Origin of the sequence: Mesorhizobium sp. LCM 4577 (genome assembly GCF_001854795.2) — a bacterium.
GTDB classification, from domain to species: domain Bacteria; phylum Pseudomonadota; class Alphaproteobacteria; order Rhizobiales; family Rhizobiaceae; genus Mesorhizobium; species Mesorhizobium plurifarium.
The window spans coordinates 36023-54946 of sequence record NZ_MDDU01000055.1 but is presented as its reverse complement, the minus strand read 5'-3'; the positions used below and the strand labels follow the sequence as shown (position 1 = coordinate 54946).

Annotated in this window: 23 protein-coding genes; 17 read left to right on the top strand and 6 right to left on the bottom strand. The window is 63.2% G+C overall.

Annotated elements, in window-relative coordinates; genetic code table 11:
- Positions 1-126 precede the first annotated feature (126 nt).
- Positions 127-651, bottom strand: coding sequence for an outer membrane protein assembly factor BamE (locus LCM4577_RS32130; protein WP_040983250.1), 525 nt, complete (start codon positions 649-651; stop codon positions 127-129).
- Between the two features lie 117 nt (positions 652-768).
- Here LCM4577_RS32130 and LCM4577_RS32125 point away from each other — a divergent pair, with 117 nt between their 5' ends.
- From LCM4577_RS32125 to LCM4577_RS32095, 7 genes are all read left to right on the top strand, one after another.
- Positions 769-1311 (top strand): ubiquinol-cytochrome C chaperone family protein, encoded by a 543-nt coding sequence (locus tag LCM4577_RS32125; RefSeq protein ID WP_071074743.1) that lies wholly within the window; start codon positions 769-771, stop codon positions 1309-1311.
- A gap of 11 nt (positions 1312-1322) precedes the next feature.
- The gene (locus LCM4577_RS32120) at positions 1323-1871 is read left to right on the top strand and encodes a DUF177 domain-containing protein (RefSeq protein WP_071033311.1); all 549 of its coding nucleotides are present in this window, start codon (positions 1323-1325) and stop codon (positions 1869-1871) included.
- Between the two features lie 130 nt (positions 1872-2001).
- Entirely contained in the window at positions 2002-3072 is a 1071-nt protein-coding gene (gene plsX, locus LCM4577_RS32115; RefSeq protein WP_041008472.1) for a phosphate acyltransferase PlsX, read from the top strand.
- Between the two features lie 9 nt (positions 3073-3081).
- Complete coding sequence (locus LCM4577_RS32110; protein WP_071074742.1) at positions 3082-4053, top strand: beta-ketoacyl-ACP synthase III; 972 nt, start codon at positions 3082-3084, stop codon at positions 4051-4053.
- A gap of 104 nt (positions 4054-4157) precedes the next feature.
- Positions 4158-4481 (top strand): integration host factor subunit alpha, encoded by a 324-nt coding sequence (locus LCM4577_RS32105; RefSeq protein WP_040983242.1) that lies wholly within the window; start codon positions 4158-4160, stop codon positions 4479-4481.
- A gap of 132 nt (positions 4482-4613) precedes the next feature.
- Positions 4614-5153, top strand: coding sequence for a MerR family transcriptional regulator (locus LCM4577_RS32100; RefSeq protein ID WP_040983239.1), 540 nt, complete (start codon positions 4614-4616; stop codon positions 5151-5153).
- A gap of 94 nt (positions 5154-5247) precedes the next feature.
- Positions 5248-5550 carry a YqjD family protein gene (locus LCM4577_RS32095; RefSeq protein ID WP_071074741.1) on the top strand — a complete coding sequence of 101 codons (303 nt, stop codon included), beginning with the start codon at positions 5248-5250 and terminating at the stop codon, positions 5548-5550.
- A 66-nt stretch (positions 5551-5616) separates the two neighbouring features.
- Here the strand turns inward: LCM4577_RS32095 and LCM4577_RS32090 are convergent, their stop codons facing one another.
- The 3 genes from LCM4577_RS32090 to LCM4577_RS32080 form a co-directional block, all read right to left on the bottom strand.
- Positions 5617-5877 (bottom strand): hypothetical protein, encoded by a 261-nt coding sequence (locus LCM4577_RS32090; protein ID WP_071074740.1) that lies wholly within the window; start codon positions 5875-5877, stop codon positions 5617-5619.
- A gap of 638 nt (positions 5878-6515) precedes the next feature.
- Positions 6516-6719 (bottom strand): hypothetical protein, encoded by a 204-nt coding sequence (locus LCM4577_RS32085; protein WP_071074739.1) that lies wholly within the window; start codon positions 6717-6719, stop codon positions 6516-6518.
- A 220-nt stretch (positions 6720-6939) separates the two neighbouring features.
- Entirely contained in the window at positions 6940-7548 is a 609-nt protein-coding gene (locus LCM4577_RS32080; protein ID WP_041008483.1) for a hypothetical protein, read from the bottom strand.
- A gap of 293 nt (positions 7549-7841) precedes the next feature.
- Here LCM4577_RS32080 and LCM4577_RS32075 point away from each other — a divergent pair, with 293 nt between their 5' ends.
- From LCM4577_RS32075 to LCM4577_RS32045, 7 genes are all read left to right on the top strand, one after another.
- A complete protein-coding gene (locus LCM4577_RS32075) occupies positions 7842-8108 on the top strand; it encodes a helix-turn-helix domain-containing protein (protein WP_041006389.1) in 267 nt (88 codons plus the stop codon).
- A gap of 211 nt (positions 8109-8319) precedes the next feature.
- Positions 8320-8778, top strand: a complete 459-nt coding sequence (locus LCM4577_RS32070) for a YbaK/EbsC family protein (protein WP_041006387.1) — start codon at positions 8320-8322, stop codon at positions 8776-8778.
- 259 nt (positions 8779-9037) lie between these two features.
- On the top strand, positions 9038-10366 hold the full coding sequence (locus LCM4577_RS32065; RefSeq protein ID WP_071074738.1) for an NAD(P)H-dependent oxidoreductase: 1329 nt from the start codon (positions 9038-9040) through the stop codon (positions 10364-10366).
- Positions 10367-10368: 2 nt separating this feature from the next.
- Positions 10369-11397 carry a thiamine pyrophosphate-dependent dehydrogenase E1 component subunit alpha gene (locus LCM4577_RS32060; protein WP_052467886.1) on the top strand — a complete coding sequence of 343 codons (1029 nt, stop codon included), beginning with the start codon at positions 10369-10371 and terminating at the stop codon, positions 11395-11397.
- The gene (locus tag LCM4577_RS32055; RefSeq protein WP_071074737.1) at positions 11397-12395 is read left to right on the top strand and encodes an alpha-ketoacid dehydrogenase subunit beta; all 999 of its coding nucleotides are present in this window, start codon (positions 11397-11399) and stop codon (positions 12393-12395) included. The genes LCM4577_RS32060 and LCM4577_RS32055 overlap by 1 nt, the downstream gene beginning before the upstream one ends.
- A 3-nt stretch (positions 12396-12398) precedes the next feature.
- Positions 12399-13766: a pyruvate dehydrogenase complex dihydrolipoamide acetyltransferase gene (locus LCM4577_RS32050; protein WP_071074736.1), complete on the top strand. Its 1368-nt coding sequence runs from the start codon at positions 12399-12401 to the stop codon at positions 13764-13766.
- Positions 13767-13893: 127 nt separating this feature from the next.
- Entirely contained in the window at positions 13894-15066 is a 1173-nt protein-coding gene (locus LCM4577_RS32045; RefSeq protein ID WP_071074735.1) for a DUF930 domain-containing protein, read from the top strand.
- A 1-nt stretch (position 15067) separates the two neighbouring features.
- On the opposite strand, the gene LCM4577_RS32040 is transcribed toward LCM4577_RS32045, so the two are convergent.
- Complete coding sequence (locus LCM4577_RS32040) at positions 15068-15742, bottom strand: HAD family phosphatase (RefSeq protein WP_071074734.1); 675 nt, start codon at positions 15740-15742, stop codon at positions 15068-15070.
- 74 nt (positions 15743-15816) lie between these two features.
- A complete protein-coding gene (locus tag LCM4577_RS32035; RefSeq protein ID WP_041008499.1) occupies positions 15817-16458 on the bottom strand; it encodes a hypothetical protein in 642 nt (213 codons plus the stop codon).
- A gap of 188 nt (positions 16459-16646) precedes the next feature.
- Between LCM4577_RS32035 and LCM4577_RS32030 the strand changes: the two genes are divergently transcribed.
- From LCM4577_RS32030 to LCM4577_RS32020, 3 genes are read left to right on the top strand one after another with little or no spacing between them, the layout of a single operon-like run.
- Positions 16647-17084 (top strand): transcriptional regulator GutM, encoded by a 438-nt coding sequence (locus tag LCM4577_RS32030; RefSeq protein ID WP_071074733.1) that lies wholly within the window; start codon positions 16647-16649, stop codon positions 17082-17084.
- A gap of 52 nt (positions 17085-17136) precedes the next feature.
- Complete coding sequence (locus tag LCM4577_RS32025; RefSeq protein ID WP_071074732.1) at positions 17137-17904, top strand: PTS glucitol/sorbitol transporter subunit IIC; 768 nt, start codon at positions 17137-17139, stop codon at positions 17902-17904.
- Between the two features lie 15 nt (positions 17905-17919).
- Positions 17920-18924, top strand: a complete 1005-nt coding sequence (locus LCM4577_RS32020; RefSeq protein ID WP_071074731.1) for a PTS glucitol/sorbitol transporter subunit IIB — start codon at positions 17920-17922, stop codon at positions 18922-18924.

The following is an 18924-nucleotide window of genomic DNA, read 5'->3' as shown; positions in this document are numbered from 1 at the left end:
GGTCGGCTTGATAGGATTTTACTATCGAGCTGGCAAGCTAAGCCGGGCCATGGCCAAACAAAAACCCGTGAGAGCGACCTCACGGGTTCTGTTTTGAGCTGCAGCAGATCGACCGGAAGGGTAAACTCAGGGCGTGCCGCCGCTGCCGCCGCCGGGAATGCCGGGCGCCAGCTTGCTCGCGCCGCTGATGATCTGGCTGAGGAAGTTCTGGTCCTTGCCGCCGGTCGGCGTCGTCCTCGAGATGAAGTCGAAGATCTTGCCGTCCTTGAGGCCGTAATTGGCGATCTGAGTGACGCGGCCGTCGGCGCCGAAATAGACCGCCAGCACATGCTGGTCGACGATGCGGGGGTTGTCGAAGGCGACGTAGCGCTTGCGCGTTTGCGAGATGTAGTAGAAGGCCTCGTTGTCGAAGGTCGCCGTCGTCGATGGCGTGCCCAGCGCCAGAAGCACCTGTTCGCGACTCGACCCGACCGGCACCGAATCGATCGCCTGCTGGTCGATGACGTAGCCTTTCGTCAGCGTCTCGCTTGGATGGAGGTCGCCGAACATCTTGGAGGAATTGCAGGCGGAAAGCGCTGATACCACGACCAGCAGCGAGGCCACGCCCACCGGGGCGGGCGCAAAGAACGACTTGAATTTCAGCGCACCCAACAACAATTCTCCATCACATCCCCGCAACTTGCGCTGGGCCGCAAAACCGGTAAACCAGCTTCGACGCCGATGCAACAAGGCCAAATCAAACAACAGGTCCCCGGGAGACCGCCCTCAATGTTCCAGCGCCTTTTTGGCCGCGAACGCAATGCCAACCGCGCTATCACCGACGCGCTCTACGCACAAATCGTGGCAGCGGCGCGGCAAACGGTGTTTTATTCCGACTGGAATGTGCCGGATACGCCGCTCGGCCGCTTCGAGATGCTGTCGCTGCACATGTATCTCGTCCAGCACCGGCTGCATGGCGAGCAAGGTGTGGCCGCCGAGGTCGCGCAAGTGCTGATCGACGAGTTCTTTCTCGATGTCGAGCATTCGCTGCGCGAGCTCGGCATCAGCGATGTCGGCGTGCCCAAACGCATGAAGAAGCTGGCAAAGATGTTTTACGGCCGCACGGCCGCTTATGACGACGCGCTCAGGCAGGACGATCGGGTGGCGCTTGCGGCGGCGCTCACCCGCAACGTCAGGCCGGACGCCGGTTCCTGGCCAAAGGCGCCGCTGTTGGCGGATTATGTCTGCGAGGCTTGCCAAAAGCTTGCCGCGCAGCCGACCGAATCGATCGTCGCCGGCACCGCCGCGTTCCCGGCCGCGGGGGCCGCGTGAAGGAGGCCGTGATGAAAGACGCCGAATTGCGCAGCCCCGTATCCTTTGTCGCTAATGTCGCGCGGCTGCCGCAAAAGGGCCTGCCTGTCGTTATCGAGGCCGATGAGCGCCAGCGTGAGGCGCTCGCCGCCGAATATGACCTGCTTTCGGTCGAAAGCTATCGCGCCGAACTGCTCGTGGCCTCCTGGAAGCGCAATGGCGTCAAGGTCACCGGCCGCGTCGAGGCCGACATCACGCAAGCCTGCATCGTCACCCTGGATCCGATCGCTGCGCATATCGACGAGTCTGTCGAGGCGCTGTTTCTGCCCGAGCAGTCGAAGCTTGGGCGCGAAGGTTTCGAGGGCGGAGGCGAAATCATCCTCGACGCCGACGGGCCGGACAGTCCGGAGACATTTTCCGGCGACACCATCGACGTCGGCGCGCTGGCGGAGCAGTTTTTCGGCCTGGGGATCGACCCCTATCCGCGCAAGCCGGGAGCCTCGCTCGACGTCGCCGGCGACGACCAGCCCGAGGAAAGCGAATTCCAGAAAAAGCTGCGTTCGCTGCTTGGAAAATCCTGAGAGTGGTCCGGATTTTGGAAAAGTTGGTTGTGCGCAGGCGCAAAACCGCTATTTTCGCCGAACCTTCGCGAGCCCCCTTACCTTGGCAGGCGTCCGCCGCAAGCCAGGCAAACCGTGAGAAAAACACTACGTGATCAGGATTTCCATCGATGCCATGGGCGGCGATCACGGACCGAGCGTGGTCATTCCGGCGCTGATGACCGTCGCCATCCGCCGTCCTGACATCCGCTTCGTCGTCTACGGCCGCGAGGACGTGGTGCGTCCCGAACTCGCCAAGTTCCCGAAACTCGGCGAGGTGAGCGAGTTCGTTCATTGCGAGGTCGCCGTGCGCATGGACGACAAGCCGAGCCAGGCTCTGCGCCACGGCCGCTGGAAGTCGTCGATGTGGAAGGCCGTCGAGGCGGTCAAGAGCGGCGGCGCGCAGGCCTGCATCTCGGCCGGCAATACCGGCGCGCTGATGGCGATGTCGAAATTCTGCCTGCGCACGATGGCCACGATCGAGCGCCCGGCGATCGCGGCGCTCTGGCCGACGACGCGCGGTGAAAGCGTGGTGCTCGATGTCGGCGCCACCATCGGCGCCGATGCGCATCAGCTTATCGATTTCGCCATTCTGGGCACCGGCATGGCGCGTTCGGTGTTCGGTGTCGAGCGGCCGAGCGTCGGCCTGCTCAATGTCGGCGTCGAGGAGATCAAGGGCCAGGAAGAGGTCAAGGAAGCCGGCCGCATGCTGCGCGAGGCCAATCTGGCCTCGATGAATTATCGCGGCTTCGTCGAGGGCGACGATATCGGCAAGGGCACGGTCGACGTGGTGGTCACCGAGGGCTTTGCCGGCAACATCGCGCTCAAGACGGCGGAAGGCACGGCAAGGCAGATCGCCGGCTATCTGCGCGCAGCCATGAGCCGCACGCTCATGGCCAAGATCGGCTACGTCTTCGCCAAGGGCGCCTTCGACAGGCTGCGCGAGAAGATGGATGTCGGTCGCTCCAATGGCGGCGTCTTCCTGGGCTTGAACGGCATCGTGGTGAAGAGCCATGGCGGCGCCGATTCGGATGGCTTTGCGGCCGCCATCGAGCTCGGCTACGACATGGTGCGCAACAATCTGCTTGACCGGATCGAGGCCGACCTCGATCTGTTCCATGCGCGCAACCCGACTGCGCAGGCAAACAGGAAATCCGGTGTCGCCGCCGACGCCGAGGAATAGGAACGAGCCTTGATCAGATCAGTCGTGCGCGGCAACGGTGCCGCGCTGCCCCGCCGCATCATGAAGAATGCCGACTTCGAAGGCATGGTCGAGACCTCCGACGAGTGGATCGTCCAGCGCACCGGCATTCGCCAGCGCCACGTCGCGGCCGACGACGAGACGACAGCCTCGCTCGGAGAGGCGGCGGCGCGCGCCGCGCTCGACAGCGCCGGCATGACGCCCGCCGATATCGACCTCATCATCCTGGCGACCTCGACGCCGAACAACACGTTCCCGGCGACGGCTGTTGAAATCCAGAACCGCCTCGGCATGCATCACGGCTTCGCCTTCGACATGCAGGCCGTCTGCTCGGGCTTCGTTTATGCGGTCGCCACCGCCGACCTTTATATCCGTGGCGGCCTGGCCAAACGCGTCCTGGTGATCGGCTCGGAAACATTCTCGCGCATCCTCGACTGGAGCGATCGTTCGACCTGCGTGCTGTTCGGCGACGGCGCCGGCGCGCTGGTTCTCGAGGCGGAAGAGGGCGCGGGCGCGATCACAGATCGCGGCGTCTTGGCGGCTAGCCTGCGCTCGGACGGCACGCACAAGGACAAGCTCTTCGTCGACGGCGGCCCTTCGACGACGGGAACCGTCGGTCATCTCAGGATGGAAGGCCGTGAAGTGTTCAAGCATGCGGTCGGCATGATCACCGACGTCATCGAGGCGACCTTCGGCGAGGCCAGCATAACGGCGCAGGACCTCGACTGGTTCGTGCCGCATCAGGCCAATAAACGGATTATTGACGCTTCCGCCAAGAAGCTCGGGATTGCCGAAGAGAAAGTGGTGGTCACCGTCGATTTACACGGTAACACCTCGGCTGCATCGGTGCCGCTCGCTCTCTCGGTGGCCGTCGCCGACGGCCGCATCAAGAAGGGCGACCTTGTGCTTCTCGAGGCGATGGGTGGAGGTTTCACCTGGGGCGCGGTATTGCTCCGCTGGTAAGTGCCGAACTCGCCGGTTCGGTTCTTGACCTTGCCGGATCAATTACTTAGGCTCTGCCTTTACCTGTATCGATTTACGTTTTTGCGAGCAGATGGGACGGTCGCATGGGGGGAAAGACACTTACGCGTGCCGACCTTGCTGAAGCCGTTTATCGGAAGGTTGGCTTGTCGCGAACTGAATCGGCGGAGCTCGTCGAGGCCGTCCTGGATGAAATCTGCGAAGCCATCGTTCGCGGCGAGACGGTGAAGCTGTCTTCCTTCGCCACCTTCCATGTCCGCTCCAAGAACGAGCGCATCGGCCGCAACCCCAAGACGGGTGAGGAAGTGCCGATCCTGCCGCGCCGGGTGATGACGTTCAAATCCTCGAACGTGCTCAAGAACCGGATCCTGCGTTCGCACCAGAACAGCAAGGGCAAGGGCGGCAAGTAATTTGCTGGCGAATGCGGTTGAAAACCGCCGGCCGTTTTGACGCTGGGCTTGAATATCGTTTCATAAATCGCTGAAATAAGGCGCGATTCGGCATCATGCGCCGGATTGTGGTCCAGTGTGGAGGATTGGCCCATGGACAAGAGTCCCGATGCTTTCCGCACCATCAGCGAAGTGGCGGAAGACCTCGATCTGCCGCAGCACGTGCTGCGTTTCTGGGAGACGCGCTTCACCCAGATCAAGCCGATGAAGCGTGGCGGCGGCCGGCGCTACTACCGGCCGCAGGATGTCGAGTTGATCAAGGGCATCAGGCATATGCTCTACGATCAGGGCTATACGATCAAAGGCGTGCAGAAGCTGTTGCGCGAGAACGGCAATCATTTTCTGGTCGCCATCGGCAATGGCGACATGGCCGCAGTGGAGGCGATCGCCCAGCGCCGCCAGGCCGAGCAGGTRCCGCTGACGGCGGCCGCCCAGCCGCGCGGCGACGAGGACGCGCTGGTCGGCCAGCCGAAGGTCAAGCCCAGCCGCCGTTTCTTCGGCCTCGGCAAGAGCGACGACGAAGGTCCGGTTCAACCCGACTCTTCGAAATTGTCGCGTGACAATCGTGCCTTGCTGCAGGAGGCGTTGTTCGACTTGCTGGAATGCAAGCGCCTGCTCGACCAGGTTCGTTGAACGGGTCATCTTCGACTTGATGCCACGCGGTCGGCCCGCCGGAACTGGCTCGTCGTCCGCGCGTTAGGCCTTCTCGAAGAGAAGGACAATAAGCATGGCATCGTTTTCCACCCTCTCCGACCTTGATATCGACAGCCAAGTCGCGGCGCTTTCGCGGCAATTGCACGATCTCAAGAAAGTTTTGGCCAGGCGCGGTGACGCCTATTACGAGGATGGCCGCGAGGCGGCGTCCGACTACTATTCGCACCTTGCCGATCGCCTCCACGAGGCGTTGCCGGCAATAAGGCGCAGGGGCAGGGCGATCGAGCGTACGGCGCGCGATCATCCGGCGACCACCGCCGCCGTCGGCCTTGTCGTGGTCGGATTGCTTGCCGGTCTTCTCATCAGCCGCCGCTGATCTTTGGAATCGCTATGGAAATGGCGGCCGCAAAATGCGGCCGCCATTTCCATGCCGCGGGTGGGATCAGCGAGCGAGCTTGATCTTGCTCTTCTGGTCGACCTGAACCGTGGCCGGGCGGCATTTGCCATAGACGGTGCCCGAAGAATCGGTGGCGTCGACATATGTGCCCTTGCAGTTGGCCTTCAGTTGGGAGCACGGGYCCTGGCCTTTGCAGATCGGGCCGTCACTGCCGGGCAGAATGCCCGCGAAGGCCGGCGCCGAGACCGAGCCGAAAGCCGAGACGATGAGAGCCGCGGCCAGGGTGATACGCTTGAGGTTGGTCATTTGTACATTCCTTCCATTGGTTGTCGGGCTCGCCTTCTCCTGGCGTCCCGTTGGGTTGAGGAGCGCCTTCGCGGCGCCCATGACCGCTTAGTGCTGCCCGCAATGGAAAGGTTCATATGCCGCGCGATTTTTTCGTTTGGCCGGCAATATCAACGGATTGAAAGAGCCTGGGTGCGGCTCTCGCGGCGCATCCGGCGCGCAGCGCCTCGGCATGGAAGCGGCCCACTCCGCCGCCAGCTTGTCGGTCAGCGTCACGAACGGCGGATTGTGGTTGACGATCTTCCGCCACAACGTCAGCCCGTTATGGCTCGTCGGGACGGGATTTGGCAGATAGCCGAGCTTGATGGCGAAGCGTCAGGACGACAGGGGCAACCGCCGGCCCCAGGCGGTGTCTGGCTGGCAGATCAGCGCAGGCCCCATCACATACATTCCGGCATGCGGTTCGATCACCGGATGTTAAAGCGCGCCGCGATCTTTCAGATTCGCCCTCCGCGCTTCAGGTTGTTGATTCTACGCATGTCTTTGTCCCAAAACCGGTTCCCACTTCCGGGAGACATGCTTTAAGCAGAAGAAACCCGATGGGAAGGCTGGGCCGCTCGACAAGCGAAGCCTGTCTCCCCATCGGCAGAAAGGAAGGGTCAGGCCTTCTTCGGAGCCATCTTCTTGTGGTGGTGATGATGGTGGTGATGGTGATGATGAACGCGGTGATGATGCCTGCGGTGATGGCGATGATGGTGATGCTTCTTCATCGGAGCCGCGTCGGCGCTGGTGGCGCCGAGGATCGGCACGGTGAACGCCAGGGCCAGAGCCAGCCCGAGCGCGGAGAGGAGGGACTTCTTCATGACTTCGTTTCCTTTTACGCGGGCGTTCAGAGATCCACCGGAGCAAATCGGTGACCCAAGCCTCGCGATAGGGACTATCCTCCTGGTTTTTTTCGACAATTTTTCCCAAATGTAGATTTTTGTTTCTGGATTGTTTCTGAGAAGTTCTCCAGCGCCGCGTGCGCCCTGAGGTGCGAAGACCGCGCGATTTCTGGAAATCCGAGGGCGTGGACGCTTGGCCTCACATAGGCGGCGCGACGCCGTGATTCCCCACCACGACCCGGTTGGCGACGAGCTTGCCGTCGCCGTTGCGCTCGGCATTGACGAACACCGCGACGCCAGGCTTGAGATCCGCCGGCGTGGCGGCGGCGAACGTCACGATCGGTGTGGCCTGCGGGATCGCGATCCGTTTCTTCTGGCCGTTGTCGTAGGTGAGCGTCACCGTGCGGCCCTCTATCTCGGTGACGTCGGCAACGGTGCCGTTGGTCATGCGGCTGTTGGGCTGCAGATCCCAGTCGCGATCGCCTTCACCCGTACCCTTCAGAGCGGCAGGGAAGATCACGACCTCAAGCGCGCCGCTGCCCCCATCGGCCTTGGATATCGAGGCGATGCCGAGAAAATCACCCTGCTTGATATCGGCTGCCGATGCCTTGGCGACACCTGAAATCTTCCAGCCGTCGGCAAGCGTGATCGCATCGGTCTTGCCGTTGCGGTCCTTCACTGTCAGCGTCGATCCGGCAAGGCTGACGACAGTGCCTCGAACACGTGTGGCATCCGCCGCCCATGATTGCGTCGCGCCGATGACGCTTGAGATTGTGCCAAGCACAATTGTGAACGATTTCAAATTCATGGCATCTAGTCCTTCCGGGAAACTTCCGGCGCCGTCTGTCGGCCACCGGTGACGGCAAGCTAACGAATCGGGACGTCGAAAATGCCGGCGAATCTGGTCTCGGACCTTCAAAAGAACTTGATTGAGCGCTGCGCGACCTTACATTGTGGGAGCCTGAGGCACGGCCAAAACGCCGCTTCACGATGGCGTGACGCCGCATCGGTGCTCTTGGCAAATCATGTGTTAACGAGCATTCTCCCGCCGTCTCAGGCAACACCATTTCATCAGACCCTGTTTCATCCCAAGGAGTTGCCATGCCCAACACCGCACGAAACGCTGTTTCCAACAACATCATTGCCGCGTCCGGCCTCAACCCGTTGAAAGCCGCTCGCGAGACGAGGGGATATACGATCGAGGAACTCTCTTTGACCTGCGGCCTGGCCGTCGGCGAGATCATCGACATCGAGGATGGCAAGGACGCGGACCCCGCCAAGCTCCGGCGCATCGCTTCGGCCCTGCAGATGCCGGAAGAGGAATTGATCAGCGTGCCGGCCGAAGAGAATCGGCCCACCCAGCAATAGAGACGCGAAAAGCGCCCATCGAGGAGCCCGCCGGGATTTTGCCCGGTGGGCTTTTTTTGGTGCCTGCACAGCGGAGGCGCTGGCTCTTGCCAAGATCGGCCGCATCATGCGATTCGCCACTGCTGCTGCTCGAGCAATTCCAGGAAAAGCGTGAGCGGTTTTCCGTCCGGAATTGCGTGTAAAGACAAAGATATCCTGACGAGGAATTCACATGAGCTTGGAATCGGTTCGCGCCTTCTTTGCCGCGCACGCCCCGGACGTGGAAGTCATCGTCACCGAGGCAAGCTCGGCCACTGTCGCGCTGGCGGCGGAGGCGCATGGCGTCACGCCGGCGCAGATCGCCAAGACGATCTGCCTGCGCGTTGGCGACGAGACCATGCTGGTGGTGACCAGCGGCATCGCCCGGCTCGACAATCGCAAGTTCAAGGACAGGATGGGCGGCAAGCCGCGCATGCTGGGCGGCGAGGAGGTGCTGGCGGTCACCAGCCATCCGCCGGGCGGCGTCTGCCCGTTCGGCCTGCCGGCGCCGCTGCCGATCTATTGCGACCTGTCGCTCAAGCCTTTCGACGAAGTCGTACCCGCCGCCGGCGCCACCAATGCCGCGGTGCACATCACGCCGCAGCGCATGGCCGATCTGGTCGGCGCCGTATGGGTCGACGTTTGCCAGTAACAATTCTCGCCTAGATATCTGTTTGCGGCCCGCGAAAGGGCTGCCGCGCGGCTTTGACCGGCGCCCCGGCGCGCGAGCGCTCGCCTCTATTTAGCTCCGCACAGCGCGCCAGCCGTCGGCGTGTTTCGTCGTTGCGCCCCGACCAATTCGAAAAGCGTCGACTGATGGTCAAATTCTGGACATTAGTCTTGACAGAAATACATATGTTCAATACCGGTCAAGCAACCGAACAGCATGCGATATGGGAGGAATACACGGTATGGCGTCCAATGTGTCGTTGACGGGCCTTGCCCGCGATCTCGATGAACGAGCCAAGTCCGGCAAGCCTATTCGCATCGGCCTGATCGGCTCCGGCGAAATGGGCACCGACATCGTCACCCGCGTCGCCCATATGTCCGGCATCGAGATCGGCGCCATCTCCGAATTGAACCTTCCCGCGGCCAGCAAGGCCGTCGATATCGCTTTCCAGGAAACCGGACACGCGCGGGAAGTGTCGAGCGCCTCGGCAATGACCTCGGCCATGGAGGCCGGCAAGATCGCCGTCACCAACGACTCCAGCCTGATCATCGGCAACGACCTGATCGACGTGGTCATCGACGCGACCGGCGTTCCAGCCGTCGGCGCAGAGATCGGCCTGCGGGCCATGGAGCACGGTAAACACCTGGTGATGATGAATGTCGAAGCCGACGTCACCATCGGGGCCTATCTCAAGAGCGAAGCCGACCGCCTCGGCGTCACCTATTCGCTAGGCGCCGGCGACGAGCCGTCTTCCTGCATGGAGCTGATCGAGTTCGTCTCCGCCATGGGCCACCCGATCGTTGCCGCCGGCAAGGGCAAGAACAACCCGCTCAACATCGACGCCACGCCTCCGGACTATGAGGAGGAGGCGAAGCGCCGGCATATGAATGTGCGCATGCTGGTCGAATTCGTCGACGGTTCGAAGACCATGGTCGAGATGGCGGCGATCGCCAACGCGACCGGACTGGTTCCCGACAAGCCCGGCATGCACGGCCCGTCCGCGACGCTGGGCGAATTGTCCAAGGTGCTGGTGCCGCAGAAGGATGGTGGCGTGCTGTCGAAGGTCGGCGTCGTCGACTATTCGATCGGCAAGGGCGTGGCGCCGGGCGTCTTCGTCGTCGCCGACATGTCGCATCCGCGCATTTCGGAGCGCATGGAAGACCTGAAGATGGGCAAGGGCCCGTATTTCACCTTCCATCGCCCCTATCATCTGACCTCGCTGGAAGTGCCGCTGACCTGCGCTCGCGTCGTGCTCTACGGCAAGGCCGACATGGTGCCGCTGGCGAAGCCCGTGGCCGAGGTCTGCGCGGTCGCCAAGAAGGATCTGAAGCCGGGCGACAAGCTCGATGCCATCGGCGAATATTGCTATCGCGCCTGGATCATGACGGCGCCGGAAGCCCATGCGACGCGGGCCATCCCCTGCGGCCTGCTGCAGGGCGGATCCGTCACGGCGCTCATCAAGAAGGGCGAGCTCATCACCTATGCCAACGCGGCGCCGGCGCCGGGCTCGAAGATCGCCGAGCTGCGCGCCCGACAGGACAAGCTCGTTTACGGCGCTGTGGAGGCGTGATCATGGCCGGAGCCAGCAAAGCCGTCGTGGATAGCCGGGCCAACCTGCCTTTCGTCTATCGCCAGTACAGTCCGGAGCAGCTCAGGCAGGTGCTTCACAAGATGTACCTCATCCGCCGCTTCGAAGAGGGCGCGGAAGAGTGCTACATGCGCGGCCTCATCCATGGCACCATGCATTTGTCGATCGGCCAGGAAGCCAGCGCCATGGGCATCTGCATGCCGCTCGCCGAGGATGACCAGATCACCTCGACGCATCGCGGCCATGGCCATTGCATCGCCAAGGGCGCCGAGGTCAGCCGCATGTTCGCGGAGTTCTTCGGCAAGACCACGGGCTACTGCAAGGGCCGCGGCGGCTCCATGCACATCGCCGATGTCGCCAAGGGCAATCTCGGCGCCAACGGCATCGTCGCCGGCGGCATTCCGATCGCGGTGGGTGCTGCGCTTTCGTCCAAGAGGATGAAGACCGGCAAGGTCGTGGTCTCCTTCTTCGGCGATGGCGCCAACAATGAAGGCGCTTTCCACGAGGCGCTGAACATGGCGGCGATCTGGAAGCTGCCGGTGATCTTCGTGTGCGAGAACAACGGCTACGGCATGTCGACCTCGACGGCGCGTTCGACCGCGGTGAAGAACATCGCCGAGCGGGCGGCCGCCTATTCGATGCCCGGCGTCATCGTCAACGGCAACATCTTCTCCGAGGTCGCCGAGGCATCCTTCAAGGCGGTCGAGCGGGCGCGCGCGGGCGAGGGGCCGACGCTGATCGAATCCAAGACCTACCGTCATCGCGGCCATTCCAAGAGCGACCGCAACCGCTACCGCACCAAGGAAGAGATCGAGGATTGGATGGCGAACCGCGATCCGATCACGCTGTTTGAGACCGAGCTGCGCGATTTCGGCTTCATCGACGACCAGGGCATCCAGGCCATCCGCGACGCAGTCGCCAAGGAGATCGCCGACGGCATCGAGTTCGCCAAGGCGAGCCCGGCGCCGGAGATCGCCACCCTTTCGAACTATGTTTACACGGAGCAAGCGTGATGGACGCCGCGGTGCGTGAACTGAGCTACGCCCAGGCGATCCAGGAAGCCATGGCGATCGCCATGGACATGGACGAGCGCGTCTTCCTGATGGGCGAGGATATCGGCGTCTATGGCGGCGCCTTCCAGGTGACCGGCGATCTTGTCGAACGCTACGGCACCGACCGGGTCATCGACACGCCGATCTCCGAACTGGGCGGCGCCGGCGTCGCGGTGGGCGCGGCCGTCACCGGCATGCGGCCGATCTTCGAATTCCAGTTCTCGGATTTCGCCACACTCGGCATGGAGCAGATCGTCAACCAGGCGGCCAAGATGCGCTTCATGCTCGGCGGCGAGGTCTCCGTGCCGGTGGTGATGCGTTTCCCGGCCGGCTCCGGCACCGGTGCCGCCGCGCAGCACAGCCAGAGCCTGGAGGCCTGGCTCGGCCATGTGCCTGGCCTGAAGGTTATCCAGCCGGCGACGCCGCACGATGCCAAGGGCATGCTGCTGGCCGCGATCGCCGATCCGGACCCGGTCATGATCTTCGAGCACAAGCTGCTCTACAAGATGAAGGGCCATGTGCCCGAGGGCCACTACACCGTTCCGATCGGCAAGGCCGAGATCCGCCGCGAGGGCCGCGACCTCACCATCGTCGCCACGTCGATCATGGTGCAGAAGGCGCTCGATGCTGCGGCAGCACTCGAAGGCGAGGGTCTCGACATCGAAGTGGTCGACCTGCGCACGATCCGCCCGATCGACCGGCAGACCGTCATCGACAGCGTGAAGAAAACCTCGCGTTTGCTCTGCGTCTACGAAGCGGTGAAGACGCTCGGCATCGGCGCGGAAGTGAGCGCGCTCGTCGCCGAAAGCGAGGCGTTCGATTATCTCGACGCGCCGATCGTGCGCCTCGGCGGCGCCGAGACGCCGATCCCCTACAATCCGGATCTGGAAAAGGCGACGGTGCCGCAGGTTCCCGACATCATCACCGCTGCCCGCGACCTCGTGAAAGGGGTCCGCTGAGCGATGCCGACAGAAGTCATTCTTCCCAAGGTCGACATGGACATGGCGACCGGACAGATCTCGCGCTGGTTTGCCGAGGAGGGCGCTCACGTCAAGAAGGGCGACGTGCTCTTCGAGATCGAGACCGACAAGGCGGCGATGGAGATCGACGCGCCGGCCAGCGGCACGCTGCGCAACGTCACCGGCAAGGAGCGCGTCGATATTCCCGTCGGTGAGCCCGTCGCCTGGATCTATGCCGACGACGAGGTTTATGAGGCCAAGCAGGGTGAGGCGCCAATCTCCCCCCTCGTGGGGGAGATGTCGGCGAAGCCGACAGAGGGGGGCGCTGTCCCGCTACCCACTCATTCTGTCGCGCCCCCCTCTGGCCTGCCGGCCATCTCCCCCACAGGGGGGGAGATCAGCCAATCGCAGGGGCCTGCCCGAGCCACGCCGCTGGCTCGACGCTTGGCCCGTGAGGCAAATCTAGACCTTTCGGCTATAGCAGGCAGCGGTCCGCGCGGCCGCGTCGTGCGCGCCGACGTCGAAGCCGCAGTCGCCGCGAAAGGCGCGGCCACTCCTGTTCAGCCGGCCGCCGAGATTCCGGTCGAAGTCCCGTCCGCTCCGGCGCCCGCGCCGAAACCGATGTCGGACGATCAGGTGCTGAAGCTGTTTGCCGAAGGCTCCTACGAGCTCGTGCCGCACGACAACATGCGCAAGACCATCGCGCGCCGCCTGGTCGAGGCCAAGTCCACCATCCCGCATTTCTATCTGACGCTGGATTGCGAGCTCGATGCGCTCTTGGCGCTGCGTACGCAGCTCAATGCCGCGGCCCCTATGAGGAAGACCGACAAGGGCGAGGTTCCCGCCTACAAGCTGTCCGTCAACGATATGGTCATCAAGGCGATGGCCATGGCGCTGATGGCGGTGCCGGATGCCAATGCGTCGTGGACCGAAAACGCCATGGTCAAGCACAAGCATGCCGATGTCGGCGTTGCCGTCTCGATCCCCGGCGGCCTGATCACGCCGATCATCCGGCATGCGGATGAAAAGACGCTGTCGGTCATCTCCAACGAGATGAAGGATCTGGCGAGCCGCGCCAGGAGCCGCAAGCTGAAGCCCGAAGAATATCAGGGCGGCACGACGGCGGTGTCCAATCTGGGCATGTTCGGCATCAAGGACTTTGCGGCCGTCATCAACCCGCCGCATGCGACGATCCTGGCGGTCGGCGCCGGCGAAGAGCGGGCTGTGGTGAAGAAGGGCGAGATCAAGGTGGCAACGGTGATGTCGGTGACGCTCTCGACCGACCATCGCGCCGTCGACGGCGCGCTGGGCGCCGAGTTGCTCGGCGCCTTCAAGCGCATGATCGAAAACCCGATGGGCATGCTGGTGTAAGCCACTCCCTACAGGGCCTTGATCTTGTACCGCAGGCCCTCCGATCACCGACTTGTCAGGACGGCAGCTCACGCGAATCCCGGCAAGTGCTTGAAGCCGCCGCTATTTCGTTCCACATCGGAGCGCAATGAACGGCAAGATGCGGGAATGGTTTCGGAATTGGCGGTGGGCCTTGGCCGCATCGCTGTTCCTGCATGTCCTGATCGCGGCGTTCCTGTTCTTCGGCTTGCCGAGACCCGACCAACAGCCGGATCAGCAGGAACAGCCGGTCAACGTCGCGATCGTGCCGCCGCCCGATCAGCCCAAGCCGAAGCCTGCTCCAAAGCCGCCGGAGCCCAAGCCTGAAAAGAAGGCCGAAAAGCCAACTGAGCAGGCCGAGCAAAAGCCACCACCGCCGCAGCCGCCGAAACCGCAGGACATCCCGGTTCTGAAGCGCGTTTTCCAATATGGCGAGAAGGATACCGGCCCGGAGAAATCTCTCAACGGAGGCAGCGCTCCGGCCAACGCGCCGTCGCCGGCCCAAAATGAACCAGCAAAACCGCCTGTCGCACCGAAGCCAGTGCCCAACCCGCCAGCTCCTGCAACGCCCGAGCAGCAGGCCGACTCCAGCAAGGCCCCAGAGAAGCCGGCAACTGCCGCGCCGGATGAAAAACCCGCGCAAAGCGACGAGAAGCAGCCGACCGAGGACACTGACAAGCAGCAGCCCGACAAACAACAGGCAGCGCCACAAACCACCGAAGAACAGCCGGCCGCGCCACTGAAGCCATTGACGGCCGACGCCGGCGAAAAGCCCGCGCCTCCATCCTCAACCGAAAAGGCAAAGCCTAAACCCTCCAAGGCGATCAAGTTCAAATCCGCAAGGGCTTTGAGAGCGCCAAGCGGGAACCCGGGAAGGTCGAATTCCGCCGACAGCGCGGCTGCGGGATCGCCGATCTATTCCGGCCTGCCTGGCGTCAGGAAGCTTTACTCGCCGGGTGCGACCGGCAATATGCAGGCTACGAGCTCGATGGAGAACGTGCCGCGCGATCAGCGCGTTGCCAATCTTTGCGCCAACGTCCTGAATCAGGAATTGCAAAGCGCCGACTATTCGCCGAAATGGCTGCCGACCATTCCCCTGAAGCAAGGCAATGTTCTCAACCCTCCGCAGGCTGCCTTCAGCACGACAACCCAATGGTACGATCTGAGCTTCCGCTGCGAGGTCGATGCCGATGCGACGAGGGTCCTCTCTTTCAATTTTCGCGTGGGGGGATTGGTCCCGCCCGGTGACTGGACTCGCCGTCGCTTCCCCAGTCTCCGCTAACTCAGGCCGGCACGCCAAGCCCCGCCAATTGCCGACCCACTTCGTGCCAGTTGGCGCAGACAAAGTCGGCGCCGGCCGCTTTCAAGCGCGCGCCATGCTCGGGATAGGTGTGACCGCCGCCGGTGTAGCCGATCGCGATCATGCCGGCCGCGACCGCGCCCTGGACGCCGAACGGCGAATCCTCGACCACGATGCAGTCAGCCGGTTTCGCGCCCATCTTCTCGGCGGCATAAAGGAAGATGTCGGGCGCCGGCTTGCCGTTCTTCACCATCGAGGAGGAGAAGATCGCCTCGCCGAAGAAGCGCGACAGTCCGGTCACCTGAAGGCTGTGGTTGATGCGTTCGACCGACGACGATGAGGCGACGCAGCGGTCTCCGGCAAGCGCGCCAAGGAATGGCGCGATCCCTGGCGTCGGCTTCAACTCCTCGGAGAAGAGCTGCTTGGTCTCGGCCCAGATGTCGCCGTCGGCCGCCGGGGGGAACTGGTGGCCGGTCAGTTCCTTGATTTTGACGATGATGTCGGACTGCTTCATGCCGATGCATTGGGCGATGATGCCGCCATGGACGCCGGGCATGCCGTGTTTCTCATAGACGCGCTCATAGGCCTTGGCGGCCAGCGGCTCGCTGTCGACGAGAACGCCGTCGCAATCGAAAATCATCAGTCTAGGTTGCGCCACGCGCGTCTCCCGGCTCCTGTGCCAATGCGCACATCGCTATCGATAAAAAGTCAGATGTTCAAGGCGGCCAACCGTCAAAGCTGGCGCAACGCCTCGCTGACCGGCGAGGATCCAAGCGCGCGCTGCATGGCCTGGCGCGACTGGGCGCGGTCGGGCGTGATCCAGTTGGGCTCGGCGCCGAGGAACCGGTCGAGGAAAGCGACCGCATAGGCGGGCATTTCCGTCGCGTTCTCGCGGTAGGACCACCAGGTGCGCAGGTCGTCGGCGCATTTGTCGATGCTGGGCGCCGTGCCGAACTCCTGCTCGTGCACGGCCAGGATCGCCGACACGCAATAGTTGGTATAGAGAAATCCCTCCGGCCAGAAGCGCACGATTTCCGCCGTGCCGGCATTGGCTTCGGTCTCGATCATTTCGGTGAGACCTGAGACCTCCCGCGCCGGCGCCTGCCGGATCAGCTCGCGCAGCACCAGCCCGGCGGCGAAGACAATGAAGTCCGCGCGATCGACCGCAGCGAATCGCTTCTGCGCTTCCATGACTTCGATCCAGTCGAGAAAGGCGCGTGTCAGCTTGGCCTCGTCGATCTCGAAACGAACGCCGAAGGTTTCCGACACCACCTTCGCGCTGCTGCGGAAAGTGGCGCGAAACCAGCGCAGTTGCCGCAGCCGGTGACGAAGGTCCGGCATAAGCGCGAGTTCGTGCCTGAAAGGCAGATCCATGTCTCATATCCCGTTTGACGACAGGCTAGCACAGGGCCGCCAATGCCGAAATCGGCCAGCCGGCTGTGGAGCGTTATGGCGGCTAATATAATACATGTTGACATTCGAGGAAACAAATGTTCTCACTTTCGGGTCGTCTCGGCTCCGTTCAATATGTGCCGGAGAAAGYGACTCGGGAGGAAACCGAAATGGCGATCTGGCAGTGGGCGCTGCTTCTGCTGTTTGTTGTCTGGGCACTGCAATCGCTCGGTGTCTGGCTGCAGATGCGGCATTATTCGGACGTCTTCAAAGGTGTCACAGCCCAGTACAAGGACGGTTTCGTCGGCGCCGGCAATTTCCGCGGACGGCTCGCCAAGGGCACGATTGCGCTGATCGTCGTGACGCCGGATCTCGTCGTGCGCCGCATGATGGTCATGAGCGGCCGTTCGGTGCTGACCAAGTTCAAGCGACATGAAGAATTCGAGGGCATCCCCCTCGATCGACTCCGGTCCAACCCTGCGATCATGGGGGAGGGGGAACCCGGTGTGGCCGAGGCCGTGAAACGGGCGATCGAGCAAATCGACCGCGCGCGGTCGGAGCCGGGGAAGAAGCCGGGCCTGTCCGGCTTGAGCGTAGCAAGGGCTTAAACGACACCGGCGGCCGGCTGGGAATGACCGGCAGGGGTCATAAGGAGGAGAAATGTCTGTAATTACATTATTGGCGCAGCATGCCGACCTGGCGGTGCATAACCTGCATGTCGCAGGCACCATGGTCTCGGATGCTGCCTGGCACGGCAAGCTCGGCGTCGAGCATGCCACCGATCATCTCGTGATCCTGGCGCAGGCCACGACCGACAACGCGCCGGTCACCGCCGATCAGCTCAAGGAACAGCTGAAGAACGTGCAGCAGGAAGAGCAGCTCGGCTGGCTGACCGCGATCGGCAAATACTTCATCGGCATCTTCCAGAAGGGCGGCGAAGTGTTCGCCGGCTTCGTCACCGGCATCATTCCGACCCTGGTCGTGCTGATGACCGCCTTCTACGCCGTCACCGAGCTGGTCGGCGAGGAGCGCGTCCACGGCCTGGCACGCGGCGCCGGTCGGATCGCGCTGACCCGCTATACGGTGCTGCCGGTCCTGTCGGTGTTCTTCCTCACCAACCCGATGGCCTACACCTTCGGCTCCTTCCTGGAAGAAAAGCACAAGCCCGCCTTCTACGACGCCGCGGTGTCTTACGTGCATCCGCCGCTCGGCCTCTTCCCGCACATCAATCCCGGCGAGTATTTCGTCTGGGGCGGCATGCTGGTCGCGCTGCTCGACCTCGAGAAGCGGGGCGTCATCGCCAACGGCTATCACGTCAAGGTGGCGATCTGGTACGCCATCGTCGGCCTCGTCGTCATCCTGCTGAAGGGCATCCTGACCGAGCGCATCACGKCCATCATGGCACGCCGCCAGGGCGTCGAGCTCTAAGGGCGGGAGGACACCATGGCCAAGACATACAAGGCAGTAAAGATCTCGAAGGGCTCCACCGGTTGGGGCGGCCCTCTGGTCATCGAGCCGACCGAGCAGCGCAACAAGGTCGTGTCGGTGACCGGCGGCGGCATCCATCCGGTGGCTCAGCTCATCGCCGACATGACCGGGGCTCAGGCCGTCGACGGCTTCAAGTCGCCGCCGATCGAAAGCGAGATGGCGGTCGTCGTAGTCGACTGCGGCGGCACGGCGCGCTGCGGCGTCTATCCGCGCAAGCGTATCCCGACCGTCAACCTGACGCCGGTCGGCCAGGCGGGTCCGCTCGCCCAGTTCATCACGGAAGACATCTACGTTTCGGGCGTGAAGCCGGCCAACGTCACAATGGCGGACGGATCCGAAGCGGTCACCACTGCGGGGGGAGCAGCATCGATGAGTTCAAGCAACGACACCACTGCCAGGGCGGCCGAGCCGATGCCCAGCGAAGGCGGGCTTATCGGCCTGATCAGCTCCATCGGCCGCGTCATGGGGCGTGTCGTCGGCATCTTCTTCAATTCCGGCCGCCGCACCATCGATCAGGTCGTCCGCAACGTGCTGCCCTTCATGGCCTTCGTGACCATGCTGATCGGCCTGATCCTCTATACCGGCATCGGCGACGTGCTGGCGCAGCCGATGGGTCCGCTGGCCAACAACATCGTCGGCCTGCTGGTCATCTCGGCCATCTGCGGCCTGCCGTTCCTGTCGCCCATCCTGGGACCGGGCGCGGTCATCGCGCAGGTGATCGGCGTCGCCATCATCGGCCCGCAGATCGCCAACGGCACCATCTCGCCCGCAATGGCGCTGCCGGCGCTGTTTGCCTACAACACCCAGGTGGGTTGCGATTTCGTCCCCGTCGGTCTGGCGCTCGGTGAGGCCAAGCCGAAGACGATTGAAATCGGTGTGCCGGCGGTGCTCATCAGCCGCCAGATCATGGGCCCGGTCTCCGTGCTGATCGCATGGGTCGTCTCCCTGATCGTGTTCTAA

What these genes read in the sequence shown, in the direction of transcription:
- LCM4577_RS32125 (WP_071074743.1), top strand. Translation starts at nt 769, where the DNA reads ATGTTCCAGCGCCTTTTTGGCCGCGAACGCAATGCCAACCGCGCTATC.
- LCM4577_RS32120 (WP_071033311.1), top strand. Translation starts at nt 1,323, where the DNA reads ATGAAAGACGCCGAATTGCGCAGCCCCGTATCCTTTGTCGCTAATGTC.
- LCM4577_RS32105 (WP_040983242.1), top strand. Translation starts at nt 4,158, where the DNA reads ATGGGGGGAAAGACACTTACGCGTGCCGACCTTGCTGAAGCCGTTTAT.
- LCM4577_RS32095 (WP_071074741.1), top strand. Translation starts at nt 5,248, where the DNA reads ATGGCATCGTTTTCCACCCTCTCCGACCTTGATATCGACAGCCAAGTC.
- LCM4577_RS32085 (WP_071074739.1), bottom strand. Translation starts at nt 6,719, where the DNA reads ATGAAGAAGTCCCTCCTCTCCGCGCTCGGGCTGGCTCTGGCCCTGGCG.
- LCM4577_RS32080 (WP_041008483.1), bottom strand. Translation starts at nt 7,548, where the DNA reads ATGAATTTGAAATCGTTCACAATTGTGCTTGGCACAATCTCAAGCGTC.
- LCM4577_RS32075 (WP_041006389.1), top strand. Translation starts at nt 7,842, where the DNA reads ATGCCCAACACCGCACGAAACGCTGTTTCCAACAACATCATTGCCGCG.
- LCM4577_RS32070 (WP_041006387.1), top strand. Translation starts at nt 8,320, where the DNA reads ATGAGCTTGGAATCGGTTCGCGCCTTCTTTGCCGCGCACGCCCCGGAC.
- LCM4577_RS32065 (WP_071074738.1), top strand. Translation starts at nt 9,038, where the DNA reads ATGGCGTCCAATGTGTCGTTGACGGGCCTTGCCCGCGATCTCGATGAA.
- LCM4577_RS32060 (WP_052467886.1), top strand. Translation starts at nt 10,369, where the DNA reads ATGGCCGGAGCCAGCAAAGCCGTCGTGGATAGCCGGGCCAACCTGCCT.
- LCM4577_RS32055 (WP_071074737.1), top strand. Translation starts at nt 11,397, where the DNA reads ATGGACGCCGCGGTGCGTGAACTGAGCTACGCCCAGGCGATCCAGGAA.
- LCM4577_RS32050 (WP_071074736.1), top strand. Translation starts at nt 12,399, where the DNA reads ATGCCGACAGAAGTCATTCTTCCCAAGGTCGACATGGACATGGCGACC.
- LCM4577_RS32045 (WP_071074735.1), top strand. Translation starts at nt 13,894, where the DNA reads ATGAACGGCAAGATGCGGGAATGGTTTCGGAATTGGCGGTGGGCCTTG.
- LCM4577_RS32035 (WP_041008499.1), bottom strand. Translation starts at nt 16,458, where the DNA reads ATGGATCTGCCTTTCAGGCACGAACTCGCGCTTATGCCGGACCTTCGT.
- LCM4577_RS32030 (WP_071074733.1), top strand. Translation starts at nt 16,647, where the DNA reads ATGGCGATCTGGCAGTGGGCGCTGCTTCTGCTGTTTGTTGTCTGGGCA.
- LCM4577_RS32020 (WP_071074731.1), top strand. Translation starts at nt 17,920, where the DNA reads ATGGCCAAGACATACAAGGCAGTAAAGATCTCGAAGGGCTCCACCGGT.